Source organism: Methylophaga sulfidovorans (genome assembly GCF_900114205.1).
In the GTDB taxonomy this organism is placed as follows: domain Bacteria; phylum Pseudomonadota; class Gammaproteobacteria; order Nitrosococcales; family Methylophagaceae; genus Methylophaga; species Methylophaga sulfidovorans.
This window is the reverse complement of record NZ_FOSH01000007.1, coordinates 84,925-97,613: the sequence shown is the minus strand read 5'-3', so window position 1 is coordinate 97,613 and position 12,689 is coordinate 84,925. Positions and strand designations below refer to the sequence as shown.

The window sequence follows — 12,689 nt, the reverse complement described above, 5'->3', positions numbered from 1 at the left end:
GTTAAATCGTCTTTTCCATAAAAAAAGCCCGGTCTCAAACGTAACCAGGCCCTTTTTACTTGTGACGAAAATCCTCTTTTTTTATTCAATAAGCTGACCTTTAATCACTTGTTCGGCTTTCTCAATACTTAAATGGCGCACATCTTTACCTTCCACCAGATAAATGATGTGTTCACAAATATTATTCGCATGATCACCGATACGTTCCAATGAGCGCGCAGACCACATCATATCAATCACACGAGTGACGGCTCTGGTATCTTCCATCATATAAGTCATTAACTGACGCAGAATCGCTTCATATTCAGCATCGACTTCACGGTCTTCTTTGGCCACACGTAAGGCCATATCCACATCAAAGCGCGCAAAAGCGTCTAATGCATCACGTAACATGCCACGTACATGATTACCCATGGCTTGCAACTCACGGTAATTATGCTTGGGACGATCTTTTTCAGACAAGTTCAGTGCCATACGAGCAATACGCACAGACTCATCACCAATACGTTCCAAATCGGTAATGGTTTTCAATATGCCGGAGACCAGGCGTAAATCCCCTGCCGTTGGCTGACGAAGCGCAATAATTTGAATACATTCTTCATCAATACTGACTTCTAATGAATTCACCTCATCGTCATAAGCAATGACTTCACGGGCGATATCGGGCTCACCTTTAATCAGGGCTTCCATCGCGTTATGAACTTGCTGCTCGACTAAACCGCCCATCGCTAAGACACGAGAACGAACATCCTGTAATTCATTCTCAAATTGTTGCGAAATATGTTGGGAAGTAGTTGTAACCATATGCGTCTCTCCTCAGCCCGGATTAACCGTAACGGCCGGTAATATAATCTTCTGTTTGTTTTTTATTTGGATTGGTAAAGAGTTCATCCGTGGCGCCAAACTCTATTAATTCACCCATATACATAAACGCTGTGTAATCTGAAACCCGCGCCGCTTGTTGCATATTATGGGTCACAATCACAATCGTATACTTTTCTTTCAGTTCGTAAATCAACTCTTCAATTTTTAAGGTCGAGAGAGGATCCAGAGCTGAGGCCGGTTCATCAAGTAGCAAGACTTCCGGTTCGATAGCAATAGCACGAGCGATCACTAAACGTTGCTGCTGACCGCCAGACATCCCCATCGCTGACTCATGCAGACGGTCTTTGACTTCATCCCACAGCGCCGCACCTTTTAATGATTTTTCTACCACTTTATCCAGTGTAGAACGATCATTGACTCCCTGCAGACGCAGACCATACGCCACATTTTCATAGATAGATTTAGGAAATGGATTAGGCTTTTGAAATACCATGCCTACCTGACGGCGTAAATCCGCCACATTCACTGACGGCGAATTAATATCCATATCATCCAGCAATAACTGACCTTCCATCCTGACAGAATCAATCAGATCGTTCATACGGTTAAAACAGCGTAATAAGGTAGATTTACCACAACCACTTGGGCCGATAAACGCCGTTACGCGATTTTTTGGGATCTGCATATTGATATTGTGTAAGGCCTGTTTATCACCATAAAACAGGTTAAAGTCTTTAACTTCCAGGCACAGCGTTTCATTATCCAGGTTCACGCGAGGCCCTCTTTGCATCGATTCAATATCAATACCTCGCGATACATTTTTCTGTTCTTTCACTGCTTCCATCGTTTAACTCTCACTTGCTTTATAAGTTTCTCGCAGGCGGTTGCGAATACCAATCGCTGCCAGGTTCAGCACAACAATAATCAATACCAATAAAAATGCGGTGGCATAGACCAGCGGTCTAGCGGCTTCAACATTAGGGCTTTGGAAACCTACATCATAGATATGGAAGCCCAAATGCATAAACTGACGGTCCAAATGCAGATAAGGGGCAATATTATCAATCGCCAGTGACGGCGCCAGTTTCACCACCCCGACCATCATCAAAGGTGCCACCTCACCCGCCGCTCGCGCTACGGCCAGAATCAATCCTGTCATCATCGCTGGTGCAGCCATAGGCAATACTGTACGCCATAAGGTTTCCGCTTTTGTCGCCCCAAGCGCAAGACTACCTTCACGAATTGCTCTCGGAATACGTGATAAACCTTCTTCGGTGGCGACAATCACCACTGGTACGGTCAAAATCGCTAAGGTCAGCGATGCCCAGAGCAGTCCAGGTGAACCAAAGGTGGGGGATGGTAGTTTGGCCTGAAAGAAAATCTCATCGACACTGCCACCGATAAAATACACAAAGAAACCCAAGCCAAATACACCGTAAACAATCGATGGCACGCCGGCCAGATTATTAACTGCAATTCGAATCAATCTGACCACTGCACCTTGCTTGGCATATTCTTTCAGGTAGACCGCTGCAATTACACCAAACGGTGTGACCAGCACAGACATAATCATCACCATCATGACTGTGCCGAATATAGCCGGGAAAATACCGCCTTCGGTATTCGCTTCACGTGGTTCACCAGACACAAATTCCCAGGCATTATGGAAATATTGTCCCAGCTTCTGCATGGTACTCATCGCATTTGGCTTATACGCCTGTACGATTTTTGCCATGGGGATTTCAGCTTCACGGCCATCAGAAATCTTGACGGTTATCTGATCACGATTCAATTCTGAATATAATTCATCTAACTCTTCACGTAGTTTTGCATAGCGTGTATTGAGTTGCTTACGCTCTTCTTCGATTTCCAGGTACGGTGCCGTGCCTTTTTCAACATTATCGAGCTCTAAACGACGTTCATCAATCCGTAGATCTTCAAGACCATGATTGATTTTACCGATATCCGACTTTTCAATATCTTTTATCTTGTTATACAAGGCATTACTACGGGCGAGGCGCTGCTGAAACGCATCCCAGGCCTGTTCGCCTTGTGCGACAACTTCGCCTTGTTGTTTAACATTGACCAGATAACCATAAAAATTGCCCCACTCGCGCCGCTCTATCGACACCAGCCCAGCTGGCTTTTGCGTGTCTGCAATCCATGGGTCATTTATCCAGCGAAAATCAAGGCCAAAAAAATCACGATTACCAATCTTTAATAAGGTTCGGTTTGCTGTTTCCTGTCCTTCGGGTAAATGCACACCCGAAAGCGCTAACCGAGCAGCAGGCACCGTTTCATGATCAACACGTTCGCCCACCAACATGACTTTTTCTTCGCCAGGCTCAGCATAAGTCAGCTCAACGATATCGGCAGGCCAGAAATGACTTAACCCACGTACAGCGATTAGACCAATCAAGCCGACTACCATCACCAGACTGATACTAACGGCACCGGCATTTAACCAAACCCAGGGCTTACCGCTATCAAACCAGATTTTCATTGAAGAACGTTGTTTCATTCTGTTTCCTAACTACAGCGAGCTGTATTTATTACGTAAGCGCTGGCGCACAATTTCAGCGACGGTATTCAAGATAAAAGTAGCTAAAAACAAGACCAGTGCGGCCAGGAATAATACCCGATAGTGAGAGCTGGCAACTTCAGCCTCTGGCATCTCTACAGCAATATTGGCGGATAAAGCTCTGAAGCCCTCAAAGATGTTGAAGTCCATAATTGGTGTATTGCCCGTGGCCATCAATACAATCATCGTTTCACCGACAGCACGGCCTAAACCAATCATTACTGCCGAGAAAATACCGGGACTCGCCGTCAGCAGTACCACTCGCGTCATGGTTTGCCATGGTGTTGCCCCTAAGGCTAATGAGCCAATCGTCAGATGTTTTGGCACACCAAAAATCGCATCTTCAGTAATAGAGAAAATGGTCGGAATCACTGCAAAGCCCATGACCAGTCCTACCACCAGCGAATTACGTTGGTCATAATTGATACCAACATCATTCAAAAATTGCGGCATATTGCCATCAAATAACCACAGTTCAATCGCTCCACTGCTCGCCATAGAGACATAACCGACTAACAAGACAATCGGAATCAACACTGCTGGCTCCCAACCATCAGGAATACGTTCTCGCCAGGCTTTAGGCAGTTTTGTCCAGCCCCAGGCTGTCAAAATAATCATCACTGGCAGCATAAACAGCAATGTAAAAACACCCGGCAAGTGATCTTCCACTAATGGTGCTAACCATAAACCAGCCAGAAAACCCAAAATAACTGTCGGCAAAGCCTCCATGATTTCAATGGTCGGTTTTACAAAACTACGCATTCTGGGCGACATAAAATAGGCGGTAAAAATCGCGCCCATAATCGCCAAGGGTACGGCAACCAACATCGCGTAGAAGGCCGCTTTAATGGTGCCGAAAGTCAGTGGCGTTAAACTAAACTTGGGTTCAAAGTCATTACTGGCTGATGATGACTGCCAGATATATTCAGGTTTATCACGACTTTCATACCAAACCTTTTCCCATAATGAATGCCAGGAAATGTCTGGATGTTCATTATGAATATCAAGTAACTTCACATCACCTTTATCTGTCATGCTGATAAAACCATTTGCCCTTGGTGACAGGCCAATAACCGCGCTACTGTTCACATAAGGTTCAACCAATAATGTACGGTGGGCTGTGGTGTGATAAATCCCCAAATGGCCGGTTTTATCCAGCGTTAAAAAGCCTTTACGGGCTTGCTCGGGGGCAATGGCAATAATCGGGCTGCTCTGTGCATCGAAACTACGCACATTGTGTAAGGTGTAGTTATTGTCTTTATCTCTGACCGGAAACCATTGATCGATATGACCATCACTACGCCCCACCAGAATAGAAATACCACCTGTCAAAAATTCAAAGCTCGTGATATCCACACCCGTCGGTACCGCTTTAATTTTCTGGATTAAACGTGGTTTATCCAACTGCTGAACATCGTAGTAATAGATAAAGCCTTTATCATCGACCAGATAGAGTTCACGTTGATCAATATCCAGTTTGACCTGCGTCAGAGAGCTGACGTCAGTTAATGAAATCTCGTGTTTTTCTTCTTTAATGGTAAATTGGGTGTCATCAAGGAAATCGACTTCTTTCTCAAAACGTTTGAGTATCAGACGTTTATCTTCGGTATAAGCAACAAACGTCGTTTTATCTTCATAACTTTGTACAGAAAGTAAGCTGATTGACTTGCCCTGGTCATCAATCGCAACATGCTTTTCACCTAATGGATAAGTGACTTCAGGCACAATCACACGTTGTGTTCCGGTTGGATAAGTCACTTTGTATTTTTCTTTAATGACTAAAGCGCTGCCATCATTAAAACCATAACTAAATACACCAGTGGTAGCGGCACCAGCACTCACCGTGCTGATGGTTTTACCATCCAGTGGTAGTGTTGTTTCAGACATGGTTTTGCCGGTTTTGGCATCAAAAAAACGTACTACACCACTGGCTTCTAATGCCATAGCGACTGTGTTGTATTCATTCAAAGATAAAAAGACAGGCTGTTTAAAATCACTGTGATATGTCGCTTCTGTCTTCAGACTTGCTCCTTGAAATAGAGGCATCACCACATAGAGTAAATAAAAGAAAATCAGCACGATAGCCAGGATCACGGAAATACCACCCACCGCCACACCATATTTGGCAATACGGTCTTTCACCTCACGCCATGCACGTCTGCGATTTGCTACCTTGGAGCCTGGTGCAGGTAATACACTATTCTCGACTGTTTGTTCTTGCATCTAGCAATACCACTCACGTTATTTTTAGCTTTATTTATTGCTAAACATACTGGCTTACAGTGTTTTTAGCGATAAATTTAGAAAAAACGCCCCGTAAAAACGAGGCGTCTTCCAGATCATGACAAATGCTGTTTTATTGCAGCTTTTGCAGTTCTTTTTCTACAACTGAATCAGGTAGTGGAATATAGCCATCTTTGACAACCACTTTCTGACCCACTTTAGACAGAATCATTTTAATGAATTCACGGTCAATCGGCGCTAATGGTTTGTTAGGCGCTTTGTTGATGTAAACGTACAGGTAACGTGAAAGCGGGTAAGTACCATTCGCTGCATTTTCTAATGTTGCAGGAATCATTTTACTGCCTTCTTTTTTCGCTAAAGCCAATGCTTTAACACCTGATGTTTTATAACCAATACCTGAGTAGCCGATACCGTTAAGCGATTTTGTCACACCTTGAACTACAGATGCTGAACCAGGTTGCTCATTCACGCTGTTTTTGTAATCACCTTTACATAAAGCGTGATCTTTAAAGTAACCATAGGTACCAGAAACTGAGTTACGTCCGTAGATTTGGATATTACCTAAATCCTGGCCTAACTGTTTCCAGTTAGTAATGTCTTCTGGATAACCACAGGTACGTGTTGCAGAGAAAATCGCATCCACTTGAGGAATGGTCAGACCATCGATTGGGTTATCTTTGTGCACATAAACAGCCAGCGCATCAATGGCAACACGAATCGGTGTTGCTTTGTAACCATATTTCGCTTCAAAAGCCGCGTCTTCTTTATCTTTCATTTTGCGGCTCATTGGACCAAAGTTAGAAGTACCTTCAGTCAATGCAGGAGGTGCAGTTGAAGAACCAGCAGCCTGAATTTGAATACTGACATTTGGGTATTCACGTTTGAACTCTTCAGCCCACATGGTCATCAAGTTAGCTAATGTGTCTGAACCAACACTCGACAAGCTACCTGAGATACCACTCACTTTTTCATAGTCAGGTAATGCAGGATCGATATCGCCAGCGAATGTCAACGGCGAGAAAGCCATTGTCATTGCAGTACCTAGCAGAGCAAGGTTTTTCTTGAACATAGTGTTCAACTCCCAAAAATTAAAAGAAAAAAGCAACGTTATTAACGTAAGCGCTAGGTAGTATGGGTTTAGCGTGTGACAAGGGTATGAAAAATATATGACAAACAGATGACAACGGCGTTATTTCTTTGTTTGGTAGGCATTTATACCGGGATTTTCTCGACAGCAGCGGTCTCAGGGAAGCAACATTTAAAGCTGCTACCTTTGCCTAACTCACTGCTGATAATCAGTCTTGCGCCATGTCTTTGCAAAACATGTTTGACGATTGCTAAACCTAGTCCTGTACCACCCGCATCACTACTTCGTCCTTTATCCACACGGTAGAAACGTTCTGTCAGCCTGTCTAAATGATGAGCGGCAATGCCTTCTCCTTCATCAGTGACTTCAATACAAACGCCGTCTTCCATTTCGCGCCAGTTAAGGGTGACCTTGCAGCCCGCAGGTGTATATTTCACTGCATTAAATACCAGGTTAGAGACTGCACTGCGTACTTCACCCAAATCACAAATCAACCATTTCTCAGTTTCAATATTCAGGTCGAACTGATGTTCATGATAATGCTCCAATGCCTTGGCATCTTCGATAATAGATCGCAACAGCTTATCTACATCGGTTGGTATGCGGCGTAATGATTTTTCCCCGGTCTCCAGCTGGGATAAGACTAATAAGTCTTTAATCATCAAATGCATACGTTCACTTTGCTGACGCATCGCCGGCAGAGCCATCTTCCACTGCTCCGGATCAGTATCTTCAGTAAAGGCTTCCAGATAACCACGCAAAACTGTCAAGGGCGTTTTTAGCTCATGTGAAACATTAGCTACAAAGTCACGACGCATTCGTTGCAGTTTGATCGTCTGCGTAATATCACGGGCAATGAGTAACCTACCTGATCCCATATAATTGACTAACTTTACTTCTAACTGAACCTCTTCATTCATCGGCGATTTGACTGTTGTCGTACCACCCAGATGAACATGATTTTCCAGAAGATGCTGAAATGCGGGTTCACGGATTAAATTATTAATCCTGACATGACTGTCGCGAGGCCAACGTACCCCTAATAGTTCTCTGGCCGCTTGATTTGCCCAGTCCACTTCACCAAATTCACCTAGGACAACAATGCCATCCGGTAATGCGGCAGTGGCCGATTGAAAGCGTTTCAGATAGCCCGTAAGCTTTCTTTTACGATTACTGTTTTGCTGACGCATCTGCTCAATCTGACGACAGACATCATCAATCACCCCTTCCGCACTGGGGGAGCGACGTTTTTTGGGTTTCTGTAACCAATACCAGAGCTTGTACCAGTTGTGCTGAAGCCACAGAGCATAAGCCAATGTAGCAACAAACATAAATGTCATCATTTGGCCAAATAACAAGCCAGCAAAGCCTGCCAGACTGACCAGTGTCAGTAGCCGCCAATTATCCCATTGCATATTTCAGATCGCTTAATCGACTGAAAAACGGTATCCAACACCCCGAACGGTCTGGATAAATTGATCGTGGCCGGTTGGTTCCAGTGCTTTACGTAAACGGCGTATATGAACATCCACCGTGCGCTCTTCGATATACACCGTATCGCCCCATACATAGTCGAGTAATTGTGAGCGACCATAAGCACGTTCAGGATTTTTCATGAAAAAGTGCAGTAAGCGAAACTCCGTAGGCCCTAACTCAACACGCACATCATCAACCGTGACACGGTGACTTTTTGTATCAAGCACTAAATTGGCAAACTGCAGTTTCTGAGCATCTTCATTTTCGGGAGGCTGACAACGACGCAATACAGCTTTGATTCGAGCGATAAGCTCAGGTGGTGAAAAAGGTTTGTTGACATAATCATCGGCGCCCACAGCCAGGCCCTTAACCATATCTTCACTCTCACCTTTGGCGGTGAGCATAATGACTGGGATATTAGCCAGAAACTCATTAGCACGCAGACGGCGAATAAACTCAATGCCATCAATGCCAGGTAACATCCAATCCAGCAAAATCATATCCGGTTGGTTATTTTTTAATACTTCCAAACCCGATTCTGCATCACCAACCGCCTCACAGCTCAGGCCAGCTTGTTTCAGGGTAAACGTCAACATATCCCTGATGGCAACATCATCTTCAACCACTAATACACTTGTAGCCATACATTCATCCCAGTATTTCTTCAGTCATAATGTCAGTATCTTACATCTGAATTATGACAATTTAGTAACAACAGTGATTTTATTGCTATTACAAGGTACTTAAAGGCACTTTGAAACATAAAAGCCACAAATTCCCTCTGGAAGATGTGGCTATATGACAGTTTTATGTCAAAACACAAGCCATTGTTTTAACTCATAATACCTTTAATCATATAAAACAGTGAGGCTGATAATACCGCAGCAGCTGGTACAGTGATTAACCAAGCGGTAATAATCTTTCGAACGATGTCACGTTTGACGTATAAACTCTTCTTTTCTTTCTTCAACACTTTTTTGGCTTTCTTGAGCGTGTCTTTTTCACGATCAATAGAGCTGTATAACTGGGTGATACGCTGGTAATCTGCCGCCGACTTTTGTTTCTTATCGAGTAACATATTCAGTTCACTGCGTAATGCACTCAGTAATCGCTTTTCTTCCTGAATTTCGTGCTTATCACGTTCAATTTCTTGTTTCAGGCTACTGGATTTATCCATCCACTCACGTAAGAAACCCACACCAAAAACACCACCAATTGCAATATGTGTCGAGCTGACCGGCAAACCTAACTGGCTGGCAATAATGACGGTGATCGCGGCTGCCATAGCAATAGAAAATGCACGCATTTGATCCAGTTCGGTGATTTCACCACCCACGGTGCGAATTAAACGGGGACCATAGAGCCCAAGCCCAAGTGCAATACCAAAAGCACCGACAGCCATCACCCAGAAAGGTATGCCCGCTTTAGCATTAATACCGCCCGTCATCACTGCATCATGAATAGCTGCCAGCGGCCCAATCGCATTAGCAACGTCATTTGCCCCATGAGCAAAGCTCAACAAAGCCGCAGCAAAAATTAAGGGGATAGTAAACAGAATATTGATGCTTTCGCGGTCGTTTTTCAGCTTAGGCAAACGACGGCGCAATGAGGATTTTACTAAAACAAATGAAATAACAGCGACAATCAAACCAATAGTCGATGCTTGTAACATGGTGGGTTTATCGACGATATCAACCGAAAACAACCAATCATTGACTAAGGTTAAGAACTTCGGCCAGATATGTTTCAGCCCCTTTAAGACCAGATAAGTCACAAAAGCCCATGCCATAATCGACACATAGACTGGCACCCATTTAAGTGATGCGGCTATTTTGTTTTCCTGAAAGATGATGGTTTTTTTGATGGCAAACAAGAAAGCGGCTGCTACCACACCACCAATCACTGGTGAGATAACCCATGAACTGACAATGGCCCCCATCGTGCTCCAGTTCACTATTTCAAATCCAGCAGCAGCAATACCTGCCCCCATCACACCACCGACAATAGAATGTGTGGTTGATACCGGTGCTCTGGCAAAGGTCGCCATATTTAACCAAAGTGCTGCAGCTAATAATGCAGCCATCATCGCCCAGATGAAAGTATCACTCTCCTGACCAAAGGCATTAATATCAATGATGCCATTTTTAATCGTGGAAACCACATCGCCACCGGCAATGATTGCACCACTGGCCTCAAAAACCATCGCAATGATAATGGCGCCAGTCATTGTCAGCGCTTTAGAGCCAACCGCAGGCCCGACATTATTGGCAACGTCATTGGCACCGATATTCATCGCCATATAGGCGCCAAAAACAGTGGCTATCGCCAGAAAGAGATTATTGGGAACACCACCACTGGTGACGAAGCTATAGCCGAGTACTGCAACCATAAAAAAAAGGGCCATGCCGATTCTGGTTAATTCAGCGTGACTCTTCTTATAGGCTTGCTTTTCAATTTTATGGATGTCTTTTATTTCCACAATGATTCCGTTAATAACTACCCAAAACGGCGCAATTATTACAGCAATGTGACATGAGGCATACCCCAGACAAGACCGATGTAACTATTGCCTGATATGATTGTCTAGTTATACAACCTTCTGACAAGCATTTGAGACTGATGAAAAAATTTTTATTTTTTATATTACTGCTAACCGTTTTTAATGCACATGCGCGCGACAGCCTGTTTGCTGGTTTAGGTCTGGGCAATGATGACGAGGCCCCTCCGCTTGTTGAAGAAGCGTTCCAGTTCAGTGCAGAAGTGAATGATGCCAACAGTATTCTGGCACATTGGAAAATACTCGAGGGTAACTACCTCTACAAAAATGAAATTCAGTTTGAAGTCATCGGTAATGACAAGGTCAAATTAGGTCAGATAACGCTCCCGGCTGGCGAAAATAAGCAGGATGAAAACTTTGGTTTAGTTCAGGTCTATCATCATGATTTTTCTTTGGTTATTCCCTTAGATCGTCCTGATGGTGCAACCACATTTACTCTTAAAGCACGCTTTCAGGGATGTTCAGAAAAATTTGGTATCTGTTATCCGCCATCAGCACAGCAAGTTGATCTGGCTTTACCCGCCATAAGTCAGGCTCCACAACAAAAAGCCGAGAACGCTACCCAGCCTAATACTCAACAACTCACGGAACAAGACCGTATTGCCCAGAAACTTGAGCAGGAAAACCTGGGGCAAATCATTCTTGGTTTTATCGGACTAGGCCTGCTGCTGGCGTTTACTCCCTGTATTTTTCCGATGATTCCAATTTTATCCAGCATCATCGTCGGTGAAGGAGAACATATCACCACCCGTCGAGCCTTTGTCCTTTCACTAGTCTATGTTTTAGCGATGTCAGTGACCTATACCATTGCCGGGGTAATTACAGGTTTACTGGGTGAAAATTTACAGGCCATGTTTCAAAACCCATGGATAATCAGCGCCTTCAGTGCCTTATTCGTCATTCTCGCTTTATCCATGTTCGGATTATACGAACTGCAACTTCCCCAGTCAGTTCAGCACCGCCTTCATCAATTAAGTCACAAACAACGAGGCGGTAAATTGATGGGCGTAGCGATGATGGGCTTGCTGTCTGGCTTGATTGTCGGCCCTTGTCTGGCTCCACCGCTGGCTGGAACCTTAATTTTTATCGGACAACATGCGGATCCGGTGTTAGGTGGACTCGCTTTATTTGCTCTGAGTATCGGCATGGGTATTCCCCTGCTTATCATTGGCACCTCGGCTGGCAAACTGCTCCCTAAAGCCGGGAACTGGATGATGTTTATTAAATCAGTGTTTGGCGTCCTGCTGTTAGGTCTTGCTATCTGGATGTTAGAGCGCATCATTCCCGGTTGGCTGACCTTGATTCTATGGGGCGGCTTATTAATTGTTTCCGCTGTCTACCTTGGTGCATTTAATCATCTTGATATTGATGCAACGGATCTCAATAAACTTAGCAAAGGTACAGGTTTAATACTCTTTATATATGGCGCACTGTTGATGATAGGTGGCGCCAGTGGCAGCAACAATGTATGGCAACCGCTTAAGGCGATGACGATAACATCTGATAAATCATCCGTGTCACAACATCTAGAATTTAGCCGTATAAGTGATCTCGATGAACTTAATAGTCGACTGGCTTCCACCACGCAACCAGTTATGCTCGATTTTTACGCCGACTGGTGTACAGAATGTAAAATCATGGAAAAAACGACGTTTCAGGATCCTGAAGTCATTGCTGCAATGAAAAATTACACCTTGCTGCAACTAGATATGACGGACAATACACAAGTCCATCAGGATATGCTGAAATCACTACGAGTCTTTGGCCCTCCGACCATGCTATTTTTCGATAAGACAGGCAAAGAGCTGCAGCAATATAGGCTGGTCGGTTTAGTAAAAACCGACGCCTTTTTAGATCATCTTAAGCTGCTCCAGAGTCAATAACAGAAAAGTCCAGAAACAAGACTTTTCGGCGAAAAT

General features: G+C 44.1%; 9 protein-coding genes. 1 reads left to right on the top strand and 8 read right to left on the bottom strand.

Features of this window, described 5'->3' with window-relative positions:
- Positions 1–81: 81 nt before the first annotated feature.
- The 8 genes from phoU to BM232_RS07445 form a co-directional block, all read right to left on the bottom strand.
- Positions 82–804: a phosphate signaling complex protein PhoU gene (gene phoU, locus BM232_RS07480; RefSeq protein ID WP_091713031.1), complete on the bottom strand. Its 723-nt coding sequence runs from the start codon at positions 802–804 to the stop codon at positions 82–84.
- Between the two features lie 22 nt (positions 805–826).
- Positions 827–1,669 (bottom strand): phosphate ABC transporter ATP-binding protein PstB, encoded by an 843-nt coding sequence (pstB, locus tag BM232_RS07475; protein WP_091713029.1) that lies wholly within the window; start codon positions 1,667–1,669, stop codon positions 827–829.
- Positions 1,670–1,672: 3 nt separating this feature from the next.
- Positions 1,673–3,346 (bottom strand): phosphate ABC transporter permease PstA, encoded by a 1,674-nt coding sequence (pstA, locus tag BM232_RS07470; RefSeq protein WP_177207283.1) that lies wholly within the window; start codon positions 3,344–3,346, stop codon positions 1,673–1,675.
- Positions 3,347–3,358: 12 nt separating this feature from the next.
- A complete protein-coding gene (locus BM232_RS07465) occupies positions 3,359–5,629 on the bottom strand; it encodes an ABC transporter permease subunit (RefSeq protein WP_091713027.1) in 2,271 nt (756 codons plus the stop codon).
- Positions 5,630–5,762: 133 nt separating this feature from the next.
- Entirely contained in the window at positions 5,763–6,719 is a 957-nt protein-coding gene (locus BM232_RS07460; RefSeq protein ID WP_091713025.1) for a PstS family phosphate ABC transporter substrate-binding protein, read from the bottom strand.
- 143 nt (positions 6,720–6,862) lie between these two features.
- Positions 6,863–8,152 (bottom strand): phosphate regulon sensor histidine kinase PhoR, encoded by a 1,290-nt coding sequence (phoR, locus tag BM232_RS07455; RefSeq protein ID WP_091713023.1) that lies wholly within the window; start codon positions 8,150–8,152, stop codon positions 6,863–6,865.
- Positions 8,153–8,164: 12 nt separating this feature from the next.
- On the bottom strand, positions 8,165–8,857 hold the full coding sequence (gene phoB, locus BM232_RS07450) for a phosphate regulon transcriptional regulator PhoB (protein WP_091713021.1): 693 nt from the start codon (positions 8,855–8,857) through the stop codon (positions 8,165–8,167).
- A gap of 188 nt (positions 8,858–9,045) precedes the next feature.
- Positions 9,046–10,692: an inorganic phosphate transporter gene (locus tag BM232_RS07445; protein WP_091713018.1), complete on the bottom strand. Its 1,647-nt coding sequence runs from the start codon at positions 10,690–10,692 to the stop codon at positions 9,046–9,048.
- Positions 10,693–10,832: 140 nt separating this feature from the next.
- Here BM232_RS07445 and dsbD point away from each other — a divergent pair, with 140 nt between their 5' ends.
- The gene (gene dsbD, locus BM232_RS07440; RefSeq protein ID WP_091713016.1) at positions 10,833–12,653 is read left to right on the top strand and encodes a protein-disulfide reductase DsbD; all 1,821 of its coding nucleotides are present in this window, start codon (positions 10,833–10,835) and stop codon (positions 12,651–12,653) included.
- The last annotated feature ends 36 nt before the right edge of the window (positions 12,654–12,689 follow it).

Excerpts from the sequence above, each read along its gene's own strand:
- BM232_RS07465 (WP_091713027.1), bottom strand. The coding sequence starts at position 5,629 with ATGCAAGAACAAACAGTCGAGAATAGTGTATTACCTGCACCAGGCTCC.
- phoB (WP_091713021.1), bottom strand. The coding sequence starts at position 8,857 with ATGGCTACAAGTGTATTAGTGGTTGAAGATGATGTTGCCATCAGGGAT.
- phoR (WP_091713023.1), bottom strand. The coding sequence starts at position 8,152 with ATGCAATGGGATAATTGGCGGCTACTGACACTGGTCAGTCTGGCAGGC.
- dsbD (WP_091713016.1), top strand. The coding sequence starts at position 10,833 with ATGAAAAAATTTTTATTTTTTATATTACTGCTAACCGTTTTTAATGCA.
- pstA (WP_177207283.1), bottom strand. The coding sequence starts at position 3,346 with ATGAAACAACGTTCTTCAATGAAAATCTGGTTTGATAGCGGTAAGCCC.
- phoU (WP_091713031.1), bottom strand. The coding sequence starts at position 804 with ATGGTTACAACTACTTCCCAACATATTTCGCAACAATTTGAGAATGAA.
- pstB (WP_091713029.1), bottom strand. The coding sequence starts at position 1,669 with ATGGAAGCAGTGAAAGAACAGAAAAATGTATCGCGAGGTATTGATATT.
- BM232_RS07460 (WP_091713025.1), bottom strand. The coding sequence starts at position 6,719 with ATGTTCAAGAAAAACCTTGCTCTGCTAGGTACTGCAATGACAATGGCT.